The organism is Chromohalobacter sarecensis, from assembly GCF_023061135.1.
Classification (GTDB): Bacteria; Pseudomonadota; Gammaproteobacteria; order Pseudomonadales; family Halomonadaceae; genus Chromohalobacter; species Chromohalobacter sarecensis.
On the sequence record NZ_JAKGAN010000001.1, the window covers coordinates 219,164 to 233,832 of the forward strand.

The window sequence follows — 14,669 nt, forward strand, 5'->3', positions numbered from 1 at the left end:
GGCAGATAAAGTAGTCAGGAAGGAAAAAGAAGAGGGCGGCTCATGGCGAGCCGCCCTCTGCGTTTCAGGGCGAGACGCGTGGCGTGAGGCACTGCGCCTGAGGATCGGCCAGCGGCAGGCAGACGTTGGCTTGCGGTACGATCAGGCGTTGGAAGAGTGAGGCGAAGGCGGTTTTGTCGGGACGCGCGCCCGCGACACGTTCGCTGTCGATGGGGTGCCAATCATCGGCGCGGCGCTCGGCTAGCGAAAAGTTGAACATCTGATAGCCGGGCGTGCCCAGACGCAGATCGGTAGCGATCAGTTGGGTGGCGCCCTGGCGTTCTTCGGTGCGATAGCGCAGGAATGGCCCGGCGAACCACGCCAGACGCTGCCCGGCCGTCGTCGCCAACGCGGCGTCCTGCCATTCGTCGCCACGCGGCAGACGGGTCAGCGCCAGTGGTGTGCGACCATCGAAGAGGCTTACGACGCCTTCGTAGTAGGCGTCGTCCTCGACCACCGTGACGCGCCACAGCAGGGCGTTGAAGGGCGTCGGCTGAACCAGCCGTGGGGCATCCTCGAGGCCTTGGCTGGCCAGGTTCGGGCCGATGCGCGCGTTCACCGTGTTCTGGGCGGCGACGGTAAAAGCCAGGTAGAAGCAGGCGAGCGTCAGTCCCCAGCCCAGCAGGCGCGGTGAATAGCCCTTGATCAGCGCGGCGATGACGCCCACCAGCAACGGCAGCGTGAACAGCGGGTCGATGATGAAGATGCTATGCCAACTTACCGGCGGCGTGGTCATCGGCCACCAGAGTTGAGTGCCGTAGGTGGTGAAGGCATCCAGCATTGGATGTGTCAGCAGGCAGCCGCCAAACAGCAAGCCCCAGCGCCAGGTGCCGATGGGCGGCGAGACCTGGCGCCAGCGCTCGCCGGCGCGGGCCAGCCCGGTCAGCAGAACGGCGAGGGCGCCGAGTACCCACAGGGAATGACTGAACCCCCGGTGATAGGTGTAATCGGCCACGGCGTCGCCGTAGTCGATGACCACGTCGAGATCGGGCAATGTGCCGAGTACGGCGCCGGCGATGACGGCCTTGCGGCCTAGACGGCGGCCCAGCACGGTGCCGCCGATAGCGGCGCCGAGGCAGGCCTGCGTCAGTGAATCCATGCGCTGTGATCTCCCCTTGCGGCGGTGTGTCCCTGGTGAACGTTCATTCGATGTTTAGCCACGGCGGCCGTTGTGCGCGTATCTGATGCTGAATCGGGCAGTCTTCGCGATGGGCGCCCGGCAGGTAGCCGGTACTCATCAAGAACTCGTTGACGATCTCCGGGCCGGTGAAGCGGAAGGTGCGTTTGAATAGCTTCACCCATTCCGGCAACGCGAGTGGATGATGCGCGTCGAGCCAGGCGGCGAAACTGCCGTGAGAATCCTGCAGGTCGAGCACCACGTTGGCATTGTGAATCGCGGCGTCGACCTTGCGCCGATTGCGGATGATACCTGCATCCGCGAGCAGACGCGCCCTTTGCGTGTCGTCGTAGGCGGCAACGCGTGCCACCGAGAAATCGTTGAAGGCCGCCGAGAACGCCTCGCGCTTCTTGAGAACGGTCAGCCAGGAAAGACCGGCCTGGTTGATCTCGAGGATCAAGCGCTCGAAGAGTCGGTCGTCGTCGCGTACGGGAAACCCGTATTCGTGATCGTGGTAGGGACCATGAAAAGGATGGCCGGGGGCATGGTCGCAATACGTGCTCATGGGGTGTGCCTCGCGGAGTGTTGACGAATCGCCCCGGCGGTGATGAATTCGCCGTGGCCGGTGGGCTGGTTTACCATAGACGTTTAGCCTGCATAACATTATGAGGAGATTACCATGCAGTACCTTCACACCATGGTCCGTGTCGCCGATCTCGACGCCTCGCTGCATTTCTATTGTGACCTGCTGGGCCTCAAGGAAGTGCGCCGCAAGGAGAACGAAAAGGGCCGCTTCACGCTGGTGTTCCTCGCCGCGCCGGAGGACGAAGAACGTTCGCGTGAGCAAAAGGCCCCGGAAGTCGAGCTCACCTACAACTGGGATCCGGAGACCTATACCGGTGGTCGCAACTTCGGCCACCTGGCGTATCGGGTCGATGATATCTACGCCCTGTGCCAGCACCTGATGGACAATGGCGTGACCATCAATCGACCGCCGCGCGACGGCCACATGGCCTTCGTTCGCTCGCCGGATGGCATCTCCGTGGAATTGTTGCAAAAGGGCGATGAACTGCCCGCTCAGGAACCGTGGGCCTCGATGGAAAACACCGGCAGCTGGTAAGCCGCCGCGTGTCGCGCCCCATTCCCGCGCTGGACGGGGCGCGACTATCGTTGGAGGCTAAACGAGCCCTTGAGCTGGAAAGGATGCTAAGCATGTCACAAGATGTGACCCTCCCCTCGGCGTTACGCGATGCATTTCGCCGTGAAGCCGACACGCTCGACGGCATCGACCGCGATGTCTACCTCACCAATCGGCGCGACCCGCTGGAGCCGATCATCGGGCTGGGCCCACGCGACGCGCCGGTGGGCTTTTTCGGGCGCGACCCCGGCCGTCAGGAGGTCGTGCATGGCGCGCCCTTCGTGGGCAGCGGCGGCCAGAAGGTGCGTGCCGGGTTGTACAAGCATCTGCACGGGGAGGCGCTGCCTGATTTCGACGCCTCACTCGCCGTGGGGCAGCGTTATTTCTGGGCCAACACCGTGCCTTACAAGCCGACCGGCAACAAGGCGTGGTCGATGGCGGTCAAGAAGCGCTTTCAGCCCTTGATGGCGGAGCTTCTAATCGCGCACTGGCAAGGCCGCACTCTGATCACCCTGGGGCGCGAGGCGTTCTTGTGGTTCGCCATCGGTCAGCCGCGCGAGATCAAGCGTGAATTGGAGGCCTTCTGGGCGCGTGAGGACCGCTTCGAGGCGCTGCATACCACCGTGCTGTCACTCCCCGACGGGCGTAGTGCCGAGTTCCAACTGGCGCCACTGCCGCATCCTTCGCCCCTCAACCAAACCTGGTACAAGCGTTTTCCGGCATTGCTCGATGCGCGCCTCGCTGCTCTGGAGAGCGCTCCCTGAGTGATGTGAGGAGTGGTAATAAGGCACCGAATTAGTCGGGATGCATCGCCAGGCGCCCGCTGCCCATGAGCATGATCGCCAGGGCGCCGCACAGGAACATGCCCTGCAACTCCAGCGTCCAGCCGCCTTGCGCATTGAGCGTCAGCAATTCGTCATGGTGGACGAGGATGAACGCCACCAGCATGTTGCCGGCCATCAACAGGCCGCCGATGCGCGCCTGCCAACCCAAGATGGCCATCAACGGCGCGACGATCTCACCGATGAGCACGCCATAGGCGAGGAAGATCGGTAGCCCCATGGCGTCGAGCATGTTGCCGATACCGGTGATGCTGGCGGGCGACAAGAGCTTGTCGATGCCGTGCAGCAGAATCAGCCCGCCCACGGCCAGGCGCAGAATCAGTTTTCCCAAGTCGTCATGATGCAGTAGTCGTTGCATGGAAGTCGGCACCCTTCATCGTGTGAAACCGGCATCCAGCCGGGCAAGACGTGTGGACTTTCTCATGTTCGCGCGTTCCTCACCAGTAAGACGGTTTTTAACATTTCTTTACGTTTGACTAGCGCTTTGGTTTGTATTGGCTAAGCTTTCTTAGAAATATCGCTGGAAGCGGTCCTCTGTACAGACGTTGGCACCGAGACTGGCGGGTAAGACCGTCATCCGGTAGAGACAAATAACGATCCTTGCCCTTAAACCCCGCAAAGGGTGGGCGGAGGCGAGGACGCTACGTTGCGAAACACGCAGCGGTGCGCGGGAAGAAAGGGAATCCGAGATGACTTCAAGAGCCTTGCAGCGGCTCTGGGAATGGTTGTGCAGCGCGCCGGGGGCATTGCCGCTGGAGCAACGACGCAGCTACGAGGTGATCGCACAGACTTTCGTGCTCGCAAGCCTGGGGCATTTGCTGTTTGCATGCGTGCTGATCGGCTTGCAGATTCCGCTGCTGATTGTTTTGAACCTCGCCTGTGTGGCGACCAATACCGCAGCGTTGATGTTTCACCGACGCTTGCAACTGAACCGGGCGATGAGCGTCAAGCTGACCGCGACCCTCCTTTTGATCACGCTGAGCGTGTGGTGGATCGGCCCCGATGCGGGTTTCGAATATTATTTTTTCCTGCTGCTATGCGAGATGCTGATTAGCGACATGGCGGCCCGCTACAAGATCGCGGTGAGTGCTGTGATCGGTAGCGTGGCGCTGGCCACGCTGTTAATGGCACCGCATTTCACCCCCTGGATGCTTGAAGCCGCGGCGTTTCGCAAGGACATCCGTTTGACCAATCTGGTCATGGTCTTCTTGATTCTAGGGCTGATCCTCTGGCGGCTGCATGCCATCACCGAGCGCTGCGAGCACCATTTTCGACGCGACGCCACTTACGATTATCTCACCAAGGTGCTCAATCGGCGCGCCATCTTTCATGAAGCCGAGATGCTGTGGCAGCAGGAGCGTGATTTCACGTTACTGCTGCTCGATGCTGATCACTTCAAGCAGGTTAACGATACCCATGGCCACACCGCAGGTGACGAAGTCTTGCGTCACTTGGCGTATATAGTGCGTGGCGCCTTGCGCGAAGACGACCGTCTCGGGCGCGTGGGCGGCGAGGAATTTTTGATCGTCTTCCCCGACAGCACGCGGGAGGAGGTGCTCTCGGTGGCATCGCGCATTCGTCGATGCCTGGCAGACCAGCCGTGTCAGTTGGAAACGTTGACGCTGCCAGTGACGTTCTCCATGGGCATGGCTGCGGCGAAGGAAGTCACGTCATTGCAAGCGCTCATCGACATGGCCGACCGTCGCTTGTATCGCGCCAAGTCTGCCGGGCGCGATCAGCTGGTCATGAGTGACCTGGAGATCATCGGGCCGGCGGCGGTCTTATGAGATGTCCGGAAACACTGTGGGGAGGTGGCTTCATCTAATACGCATGCCCTAGCACAACGAAGCGACAACATGGCATTTTGCTTATTTGGCGTTTGACGAATTTCATGCTGCAAAGCGGTTAAATTCATACACGAATCGTCCTTTTGATGCGCCGAATATGGCTAACCTTGCTAGGGAGTCGATGCAGGGGAAGGCCCGTCGTATGACGTGGCCTAACGCAATAAAAAGGGATTCGCTCATCATGCCGCTACGTACCTATCGCCTATGGGGAGGCCGAGGTGCATCGTTGCCTCCGTATTGCCCCCTGCCGCCGGAATACCGGCGTTATTTCGATACCTTCGCCCATCTATACGCCATGGCGTTGGTGGCCTATGCGGGTTTGATGCTGCCGCTGTTCGTCTGGCTAGGGCAGCCCGGTCCGATATTGATCGTCCTGGCAAGCGTCTTGATGACGCTCGGTGCGCGTGGGCTGCATCATCGGGGCTACATGGCCTGGGGCGCGACCTTGCTGTTGAGCATGATGTTATTGCTGATTGGTGAAGCCATTCACCTCTACGGCGCCGGCGTCGGCTTCGAGTTCTACGTGAGCCTAGCGCTATTGGTGTTGCATATCAGCGCGATTCCGCGTGGCTACAAGATCGTGCTGTCGCTGTTGCTGTTGGGTGTGATTGGCGCGCTGTTGATGAGCATGCACCGGGGAACGCCCCAAGTCGCACTGCCCTCGGCGACGGCGACGTGGCTGTTGTGGGTCAATCTAGTGCTGACGGGGGCGCTATTCGCCGGTGTGCTGATGGGGCTGGAAGGGGTGACCGAGCGGCTCGAACGTGCGTATCGCCGTGAAGCGCTGCACGACATGCTGACCGGTGCTCTCAATCGGCGCGCGATCGTTGCCATTGCCGAACGTTGGCAGCGCTCCAAACGGCCCTTCGCCGTGGTACTGCTGGATGTCGATCACTTCAAGCCGTTCAACGACCTGCACGGACATGCCACGGGCGATGCGGCGCTTTGCCATCTGGTGAGCTGTTTGCGCCAGGGATTGCGCGACGGTGACATGTTGGGGCGTTACGGCGGCGAGGAATTCATGCTGTTGCTGCCGGGAGCGTCACGCAGTGATGCTATCGCAGTCGCTGAGCGTGTCGCGGCCGTCGTGCGCGATCAGCCATTGGTGCTGCCCGACAAGTCGCTCGGCATGACCGTCAGTCAAGGCCTTGCCACCCAGGACGAGGCGGCGACACTCAGTGCCATTATCGCCTTGGCCGATAAACGCTTGTATGCCGCCAAAGGCGCAGGACGCGATCGCGTCATGGCCTGGGAAGCCTTCGAAGCATTGTCTCCCATGCCGACTCGGTGTGTCGTCGAAGGCGCCGAGGCGTGTCCGTTCGAGCCGCCTCGCCGACATGACGATTCAGCGGTCAAGGCGTGAAGCGAGGCGCTCGAAGCCGCGCTGACACCAGACGGCCATGCGGTTGGCCAATGAGGTACACAGCACCCAGGGCAGCAATAGCAGGGCGATGGCAAGTGCCCCCATGTAGACATCGCTGAACCAGTGGCCGCCGCCGATGATGCGCGGGGCACTCAAGCCGATGGCCAGGGCGGCACTGACGAGACCGACGCGGCGTCCCGCGAAATGCCACATGAAGGCGGTAAAGGTCATCAGCATCAGGCCGTGATCGCCGGGAAAGCTGTTGCCCGAGCTGTCCTTGGTGGCGAAACTTACTTCCTGCGACAACAGATGAATCCCGCTGTGCGTCAGGGTCGGGCTGGGATGGCCGTAGGTCACTAGTTTATTGACCAGCAAACTCACTAATCCCGCAGTGACCAGCATGCTCACGCCGATGGCGCCCCAGCGTTTCAGGCGGTCGGGCCGTGTGTCCTGGCGCATGGCCCATGCGAAAACAGCGGCCAGGGCGAGGAAGCTGGCGATATCGAAATCACGATTGTTGAGCACAGCGATCAGCGTTGTCCACAGCGGATGGTCGGCGATCGACAGCGTCTGGTTGAAGAACCAGAAGATGTCGTCGTCGAGGGTCGACCAGAGAGGGAAATGAGGTAGCCACCAACTGAGCAGCAAGGCCATCCCCAGCAGGTTGTAGCAAGCGATACGGGTGATTTTCATGAGCGTGAAAACGAAATGGGTGAACCCGAATTCTAATATTTTATCATCATTGTGAACAGCGTTTGATAACTGGAGATTCAGCCATCTCGATGGCAACCTCTTGGCGGGGAGAGATGTCCTCCTGAATGTCTGGCGTTAGACCGTCAAGAAATGCCTGCAACTCGGTACGCCGTCGCAGGGCGATAAAGCGCCTGGCGGCCTCGTCGTCACGCCCACGCATCTGGTTGAGCCACTGCTTGAGAAGCGAGACCACGATCTTTTCCGGCAGGTGCATGCGTATACGCTGAGCATAGGCCGTCAGCACCTCGGCACGCGCCGCCCAGGGCGTCTCCGTCAAGTGCTCGCCAGTACGCTGCCAATGCTTGATGCGACGCGCCAGCCAGGGGTCGGCGAGCATGCCGCGTCCCAGCATCACATCCGTGCAGCCCGATAGCGTGCGCGCCTTCCAATAGTCTTCCAGTGTCCAGATATCGCCGTTGGCGATCACCGGTATCCTCAGCCGGGCACGAATGCGTCCGATCCACTCCCAATGCGCGGGCGGTCGATACCCTTCGCGGCGGGTGCGGGCGTGGACGACCAGGTGTGCCGCCCCTCCGGCTTCGGCGGCCTCGGCGCAGGCCAGCGCCACTTGTTTGTCGTCAAATCCCAGGCGGATCTTGGCAGTCACGTTGATCCCCAGGGGCATCAGCGCTTCATGCACGGCCCGCACGACGTTGTAGACGCGATCGGGATCGCGCAGCAGCGAGGCGCCGCCGTCATGGCGATTGACGGTCTTGGCCGGGCAGCCGAAGTTGAGATCGACTTGGCGGGCGCCGAGTGCCTGGGCGTGCACCGCGTTGGCTGCCAAGGCATCGGGGTCGGAACCGAGTAGCTGCAGGTGAACCGGCGTGCCGTTCGAGGTCGTGCAAGTGGCGTGTTCGAGCTCGGGACAGTGACGCAGGAAAACACGCGCCGGTAGACGCGCGTCGACCACGCGCACGAATTCGGTCACTGTCCAGTCGAGCGCACCGTCGGCGCTCAACAAATCCCGCGTGACCACGTCGATCACGCCTTCCATCGGGGCTAAGCCGATACGCCCGCTGGCCACTTGCGTCATGTCTTCGCCATCACCCTTGGTGTCATTGCACAATCCCCTGAATCGGACGGGTATTATGTCATTACCCCCGGACGATAAGGAAAACGATAGTGGGTGCTGTGGCGTTGCCTCATGGCAAGGTGAGATGAGTGAGCCGTCCCTTGAGGCGCGAGGTCAGCTCACTCAAGTCGCTGCTGCGCTCGTCGGGCCAGGCAATATCGAGCGTCACGCCGTCGGCGTCGTAATCGGCGCTCTCGATGAGGGCATCCTGCGTGGCGAGCCACTCGCGGGCGATGGCCTCGCCGGCGAAATCGATACGTACGCGCAGCGTTCGACGCTCGATGAAGGGGCGTCGTGGCAGGCTCTCGAGTGCCTGGACGACCGCCTGCGTATAGGCGCGCACTAGGCCGCCGGTGCCCAGTTTGGTGCCGCCGAAGTAACGAATTACCACGCAGCCGATCTGTCCCAGCCCCGAGCCTTCCAGTGCCTGATACATGGGCCGCCCCGCAGTGCCGCCGGGCTCGCCGTCGTCGGAAAAGCCGATGGCATTCTGCTCGCCGGGCGCGCCGGCGATATAGGCCGTGCAGTGATGACTAGCGTTGGGGTGCGCCGCCCGTGCTTGCGCCAGCAATGCGTCGAAACTGGCGATATCGGGGATGAAGGCCGTCCAGGTAATGAATCGGCTTTTCTCGATTTCGATCTCATGGTAGTGATGCTCGCCGGATGCGAGGTCGGGAATCGCGTAGCGCATCAATGACTCGTGGTCGCGTGACGCATCACACCCATCACCAGCCCCAGCACTTGTACATCGTCGTTCTTGAGATAGATGGGCGCCATGTCATCGTTGGCGGGTTGCAGGCGCACGCCGGATTTCTCGATATAAAGCCGCTTGAGGGTGACTTCCTGATTGTTGATCTGTACCACGGCGGTTTCGCCGTTCTCGGCGGACTCGAAGCGCTCGATAATGATGATGTCACCATCGAAGATGTTGCTATCGATCATCGAGTCACCGCGCACGCGCAAGGCGTAAGTGTTGCGTCGTACCATGCGCGACGGCACGTGGATGGCCTCGTTGTCGAGGCAGGCCTCCATGGGTAGACCGGCGGCGACCACGCCCAACAGAGGAATCTCGACGAAATCGGTGGCGTCGATCTCTTCCCAGGCGGCGTCCGATAGTGGCAGGTTCGGCAGGCGCTGCAGATAGTGCGGCGTAACGTGCGACATGACCCTCTCCCTCGGATGATCCTTCGGCATCATAGCAAGGCGGGGCGGTGCGGCAAATCCCGTTGGCGGCGTGGAGTTAGCAATGGGGCTTGGGCCGCGCCCGCGCCTCGGATAGACTGCGGGCTCTCATGCATGGCTCGAGCATCGGGCCGCGACTCATCCTCAGGAATTCCGGCAGCGCATGCGCCTCACGTCCATCAAACTGGTCGGCTTCAAGTCATTTGTCGATGCGGTCAATGTGCCGTTCGCCGGCAACATGACCGCCATCGTTGGCCCCAATGGCTGCGGCAAGTCGAATATCATCGACGCTGTGCGTTGGGTGATGGGCGAATCCTCCGCCAAGACGCTGCGCGGCGAGTCGATGACCGATGTCATCTTCAACGGCTCCACCGGGCGCTCGCCGGTGGGCCAGGCCTCCATCGAGCTAGTCTTCGACAATAGCGACGGCACCATGGGCGGCGCTTACGCCCAGTACGCCGAAATCTCCGTCAAGCGCCAGGTCACCCGCGACAGCCAATCCAACTATTTCTTCAATGGCCAGAAGTGCCGGCGTCGCGATATTTCCGATCTGTTCCTGGGCACGGGGTTGGGGCCGCGTTCCTACGCCATCATCGGGCAGGGCATGATCTCGCGGTTGGTCGAGGCGCGCCCCGAGGAGCTGCGTTCGACACTGGAGGAAGCGGCGGGCGTTTCCAAGTACAAGGAGCGCCGCCGCGAAACCGAGAATCGCCTGCGCCGCACCCAGGAGAACCTCGACCGCCTCGATGACATTCGCGAGGAACTCGACAAGCAGCTCGAGCGTTTGAAGCGTCAGGCCGATGCCGCGCGGCGCTACCAGACTCTGAAGGACGAGGAATATCGCCTCAAGGGCGAGCTGGCATTGCTGCGCACGCGGGCGTTTCGGACCCAGCAGCACACCCAGGAGCAGCACGTCCGCGAGCTGGAAACCCAGGTCGAGCGCGAGATCCTCGGCCAGCGCCAATGCGAAAGCCGCCTGGAAGAATCGCGCCTGGCGCACGATGAGGTCGCCGCCGAACTGGAGAGTCATCAGGCCCGCTTCTATGAGACCGGTGCCGCCATCGCGCGCATCGAGCAGTCCATCGAGCACGCCCGTTCGCGCGATCAGCAACTGGCGCAGGATATCGAGGATGCGCGCCGCGAGCTGAGCGAACTCGAACAACTGGGATCTCAGGACGACGAGCGTCGCGCGGCCCTGGACGAGCGTCTGGAGAGCATCGCCCCCGAACTCGAAGAGGCCCAGGAAACGCTGGAAATGCTGCAGGAGTCGTTGGACGCCGCCGACGAAGAAGCCACCACAGCGCAACAAGAGTGGGAGCGTTTCAACGAAAGCGATCGTGACGTGGCACACGGGGCCGAGCGGGCCCAGGACGACGTGCGTCGCCTCGAAAACGCCATCGCCGAGCTCGACGACCAGATCGGCAAGCGCCGCCAGCAACGTCAGGAACTGCCCGATGTCGAGTCGTTGCGCGGCGAGCGCGGTGAATTGCGCGAGGAACTCGAGGCGCTGGATCTCGATCAGGAAGCCCTGGAAAGCCAACGCGAGCGCCTGCAGCAACAACGCGAGGACGCCCAGGCACGTCTCGACGACGCAGCCGCTCAGCGCGATACCCAGCGTTCGCAGTTGAGTCGCTTGCAGGGCGAACTGGCGTCGGTGGAGGCATTGCTCGATGCCGCCTTGACCGATGACGACGCTGCTCTGGAGTCGCACCTCGCGCGCCATGGCCTGGCCGAGGCGCCGCGTCTGGCCGAACGGCTGGAGGTTGCCGCGCCCTGGGAGACGGTTGTCGCCTGGGCCCTGGCGCCGTGGCTCAAGGCGCGTCTCGCCACGACGTCCGCCATGGTCGAGATCGTCGCCGATGCCCCGCCCGCCGAACTGGCATTGCTGGGGGGCGATGACGTGGCGCCGGTGGCCGGCACATTGAGGGAACAGGTCGACGGCGCCGGGGCGCTGGGTACCTGGCTCAACGGCATTCACTGCGCCGCCGATGAAGACGCCGCTTGGGCGATGCGCGGGCGCTTGGCCGCGGGGGAGAGTGTGATCACCTCTGGCGGGCTGTGGCTGGGCCCGGATTGGGTACGTCGGCGCGGCGAGTCGACGTCCGAGGATGGCGTGCTGGTTCAGCGCCGTCGACGCGAGGCACTGCAGGCCGATAGCGCGGCGCTCGAGGCATCTCTCGAGACGCTCGAGGAAACGTTGCAGAGCGCGCGTGAAGCGGTGGAGCACGCGGCGACGGAACTCGAATCGTTGCGTCTTCAGGAACGTGATCTCGGGCAGCGTCGGCAGCAGTTGGCCTCGCGCGAGGCGGGGCTGGCGAGCCGTCTGGAGCAGCTCGACGCGCGCTCCCGTGAGCTGGATGACGATGTAGCGCAACTCGTCGAGCGGCATGCCCAGCGGCGTCAGGAACTCGAGGAAACGCGTGAGCGCTGGCAGGCGGCGATGAGCGACGTGGACGCCAACAGCCAGACCCGGGAGAGATTGGAAAATCAGCGTCGCGAAGCGCGGGAAAAAGCCCAATCGCTACGCCAGCAGGTAGCGCCTGCGCGCGAGCGCCAGCAGCATCTGGCGATGGAGCGTCAGCGTTTGGAGACGGAGCGCTCCGGTCTCGATCAGCAGCATGCGCGCTCGCGCGACCAGCGTGAGCGCCTGGCCGAAAAGCTCGCCATGCTCGAAGAGCAGCGCGCCACCCTGCGTGAACCGGAAGAGGAAACGCGGGAACGGCTCGACGAATTGCTTGACCGCCGCAGTCGCGAAGAGGAGACGCTCAACGCTTCGCGCGATCGCGCCCATCAACTGGCCGAGACATTGCGCGACACCGAGGCCACGCGTCAGCAACACGAGCGCAACCTCGACGGTCTACGCGGCAAACTCGAAGAAGCGCGCATGCAGGTGCAGGCGCTGACGTTGAAAGCCGATACGCAGGATGAACATCTCGAAGAGCTTGGGCACGATGTCGACGCGTTGCGCGAAGGGCTCGACCCCAACGCCACCGAATCGGCGTGGCAGACCCGGCTAGACGAGCTCGGCGATAAGATCCGCCGCCTCGGCGCCATCAACCTGGCGGCCATCGAGGAATATGACCAGCAGGCCGAGCGTCGCGACTATCTCGAGGCCCAGCATGCCGAATTGAGCGAAGCCATCGAGACCCTGGAAAAGGCGATTCGACGTATCGATCAGGAAACGCGGACGCGTTTCAAGCAGACTTTCGATCAGGTCAATGCCGGCTTCGGCGAACTTTTTCCCAAGGTCTTCGGCGGTGGGGCCGCATGGTTGACGCTAACCGGCGACGATTTGCTGGAGACGGGGGTGGCTATCATGGCGCGCCCACCGGGCAAGAAAAACACCACCATTCATCTCCTATCCGGGGGTGAAAAAGCACTGGCGGCATTGTCGCTGGTATTTGCTATCTTTCAGCTCAACCCGGCACCATTCTGTATGCTGGACGAAGTCGATGCGCCGCTGGATGATGCCAACGTGGGACGTTACGCCAAGCTGGTGAAAGAAATGTCCGAGAGTGTCCAGTTCATTTACATCACACACAATAAGATTGCCATGGAAGCGGCCGAGCGATTGATGGGCGTGACCATGCAGGAAGCCGGGGTATCCCGGCTGGTATCGGTAGGAATCGACGAGGCGGCGACCCTGGCGGACGCATGAACGACTTGCAGAAAATCGCCAAAAGGGTTACCAACACTATTGTGTTAGCCTCGACAGGGATATTGAAGGGTGATTGCTCTGAGCTAAGGGTACTACTTGACATTCAAAAAAAGTGGCCCTTTTTTTGTTAATCGCGCTATGCTTCTTCACGAACGAGTTTTAATCATGGCGCCAATAGCGAACAGGCAAGACGACCCATGGAACTAAGAGAGTGGCTAATCATCCTGGGACTGGTGCTGGTGACGACCATCGTGATCGACGGTGTGCGTCGGCTTCAGCGCCAGCGCCGCGTTCCGCGCCTCGACCAGGCAGCGCATAGCCAGGTAGCCGAGGACAGGGACGCCGAGGAAGAAGATCCGGATAAAGCGGCCCGCGAGGCTGAGATCCGGCGGGAATTGCCCAATGGAGGTGCGCGTGTCGTACGCGATGCCACCTTCGATCGTAGCGAGGAGCGTGAACCGGTACGCCCGGAATCGCCCTTGCGCCAGGAGCGAATTCCCGAGGAAAAGCTCAAACCCAGCGTGCTCAAGCGTGCCCGGGGCAGTGCTTATGAGGACGATGCTCATGAGGATGATGCGCACCGCGATGACGATGCCTATCAGGGCAAGCGTTCCGGCATGCGGGGCATGAAGGATGCCGTGCGGGCAGGGGCTCAGCGTATGAGCGCCTCGGCCCAGCGTTTCACGGCCTCCCTTGGCCACGATGACGAGCGTTTGGCCGATGACGAGCATCCGCATCATGAACCGACGCTGGAGTCGTCGTCCCGCGAGCCCGCGCCCGATACGCCCCGCGCCGGCGTGGCGCGTCCGGCAAGGGACGAGGCGCCGCCGCGTCGCCGCGAGGAAGCGCCCGCGCGGCGGACAGTGCCCGATGAAGCACCGGCGTTTCGTGCCATGGATGACATGGATGAAGAGGCCGAGGTACCCCCGCAATCGACGCCTGACGAGGAGCCGTTGGCTCAGCCAGAGCGCGCCGAGGAGCGCATGACGCGCCGTGAGGTGGTCACCGATCACCCGGCGGTGGAGCGTGCCAAGCGTAATCCGGTACATGCCGATCGTGCACGCGAAGCCTTGTCCGACGCCGAGGAAGTCATCGTCATCAGCGTTCTGTCACGCGAAGAGGCGGGCTTCCAGGGCCCTGACCTGCTCAACCTGATGCTGGCCTGTGGTCTGCGTTATTGCCATGAGATGGGCGTCTTCCACCGTTTCGAGACCGAATCGGATGACAGCGCGCTGCAGTTCACCATGGTCAACGTGGTCAAGCCGGGCGTGTTCGATCTCGATGACATGGACGAGTTCGCAACGCCGGGGGTGACGTTCTTGATGCCATTGCCCAGCGCGCACGACAGTGCGGCAGCGTTCGAGGCCATGTTCGAAACCGCCATGGTGCTGGTACGTAACCTCAGCGGTGAGCTGAAGGACGAAAACCGCAGCGTGATGACCGCGCAGACGGTGGAGTTCGCCCGGCAGCGCGTGCAGGAATTCGAACGCCGCCATCGCCTGCATCGCTATCAGGCAAATTGAGAGCACTGGCGTCGCGATTCTTGCCTGTTCTCGACGACGCTTGTTCTTAAAGACGGTTGTTCTTGAAAACGACTGCTCTTGAAAATCAGCGGGGCCCTTCGGGGCCTCGTTTTTTATGCACTGACGATAGCC

Annotated in this window: 13 protein-coding genes; 6 read left to right on the forward strand and 7 right to left on the reverse strand. The window is 62.2% G+C overall.

Going from position 1 to position 14,669, the window contains the following annotated elements; genetic code table 11:
- Positions 1 to 64: 64 nt before the first annotated feature.
- Together L1071_RS01020 and L1071_RS01025 are read right to left on the reverse strand one after the other, a co-directional pair.
- Positions 65 to 1,138: a metal-dependent hydrolase gene (locus L1071_RS01020; protein WP_246967624.1), complete on the reverse strand. Its 1,074-nt coding sequence runs from the start codon at positions 1,136 to 1,138 to the stop codon at positions 65 to 67.
- A gap of 43 nt (positions 1,139 to 1,181) precedes the next feature.
- Positions 1,182 to 1,721 (reverse strand): DNA-3-methyladenine glycosylase I, encoded by a 540-nt coding sequence (locus tag L1071_RS01025; protein ID WP_246967626.1) that lies wholly within the window; start codon positions 1,719 to 1,721, stop codon positions 1,182 to 1,184.
- 114 nt (positions 1,722 to 1,835) lie between these two features.
- Between L1071_RS01025 and L1071_RS01030 the strand changes: the two genes are divergently transcribed.
- Together L1071_RS01030 and L1071_RS01035 are read left to right on the forward strand one after the other, a co-directional pair.
- Positions 1,836 to 2,276: a VOC family protein gene (locus L1071_RS01030; protein ID WP_246898676.1), complete on the forward strand. Its 441-nt coding sequence runs from the start codon at positions 1,836 to 1,838 to the stop codon at positions 2,274 to 2,276.
- Positions 2,277 to 2,368: 92 nt separating this feature from the next.
- A complete protein-coding gene (locus L1071_RS01035) occupies positions 2,369 to 3,058 on the forward strand; it encodes a uracil-DNA glycosylase family protein (RefSeq protein WP_246967628.1) in 690 nt (229 codons plus the stop codon).
- Between the two features lie 31 nt (positions 3,059 to 3,089).
- Here L1071_RS01035 and L1071_RS01040 read toward each other — a convergent pair whose 3' ends face one another.
- The gene (locus L1071_RS01040) at positions 3,090 to 3,494 is read right to left on the reverse strand and encodes a DoxX family protein (protein WP_246967631.1); all 405 of its coding nucleotides are present in this window, start codon (positions 3,492 to 3,494) and stop codon (positions 3,090 to 3,092) included.
- A 331-nt stretch (positions 3,495 to 3,825) separates the two neighbouring features.
- On the opposite strand from L1071_RS01040, the gene L1071_RS01045 reads away from it, so the two are divergent.
- Both L1071_RS01045 and L1071_RS01050 read left to right on the forward strand, forming a co-directional pair.
- Positions 3,826 to 4,923 carry a GGDEF domain-containing protein gene (locus tag L1071_RS01045; RefSeq protein WP_246967634.1) on the forward strand — a complete coding sequence of 366 codons (1,098 nt, stop codon included), beginning with the start codon at positions 3,826 to 3,828 and terminating at the stop codon, positions 4,921 to 4,923.
- 241 nt (positions 4,924 to 5,164) lie between these two features.
- Complete coding sequence (locus L1071_RS01050) at positions 5,165 to 6,346, forward strand: GGDEF domain-containing protein (RefSeq protein ID WP_246967637.1); 1,182 nt, start codon at positions 5,165 to 5,167, stop codon at positions 6,344 to 6,346.
- Here the strand turns inward: L1071_RS01050 and L1071_RS01055 are convergent.
- The 4 genes from L1071_RS01055 to L1071_RS01070 form a co-directional block, all read right to left on the reverse strand.
- Positions 6,329 to 7,039 (reverse strand): phosphatase PAP2 family protein, encoded by a 711-nt coding sequence (locus L1071_RS01055; protein ID WP_246967640.1) that lies wholly within the window; start codon positions 7,037 to 7,039, stop codon positions 6,329 to 6,331. The two genes, L1071_RS01050 and L1071_RS01055, sit on opposite strands and share 18 nt — an antisense overlap.
- A gap of 46 nt (positions 7,040 to 7,085) precedes the next feature.
- Positions 7,086 to 8,135, reverse strand: coding sequence for a tRNA dihydrouridine synthase (locus L1071_RS01060; protein WP_246967643.1), 1,050 nt, complete (start codon positions 8,133 to 8,135; stop codon positions 7,086 to 7,088).
- 109 nt (positions 8,136 to 8,244) lie between these two features.
- Positions 8,245 to 8,865 (reverse strand): IMPACT family protein, encoded by a 621-nt coding sequence (locus tag L1071_RS01065; RefSeq protein ID WP_246967646.1) that lies wholly within the window; start codon positions 8,863 to 8,865, stop codon positions 8,245 to 8,247.
- On the reverse strand, positions 8,865 to 9,338 hold the full coding sequence (locus L1071_RS01070; protein ID WP_246898663.1) for a LexA family protein: 474 nt from the start codon (positions 9,336 to 9,338) through the stop codon (positions 8,865 to 8,867). The genes L1071_RS01065 and L1071_RS01070 overlap by 1 nt, the downstream gene beginning before the upstream one ends.
- Before the next feature lie 181 nt (positions 9,339 to 9,519).
- On the opposite strand from L1071_RS01070, the gene smc reads away from it, so the two are divergent.
- Both smc and zipA read left to right on the forward strand, forming a co-directional pair.
- Complete coding sequence (smc, locus tag L1071_RS01075; protein WP_246967649.1) at positions 9,520 to 13,014, forward strand: chromosome segregation protein SMC; 3,495 nt, start codon at positions 9,520 to 9,522, stop codon at positions 13,012 to 13,014.
- A gap of 197 nt (positions 13,015 to 13,211) precedes the next feature.
- Positions 13,212 to 14,537, forward strand: a complete 1,326-nt coding sequence (gene zipA, locus L1071_RS01080; RefSeq protein WP_246967652.1) for a cell division protein ZipA — start codon at positions 13,212 to 13,214, stop codon at positions 14,535 to 14,537.
- The last annotated feature ends 132 nt before the right edge of the window (positions 14,538 to 14,669 follow it).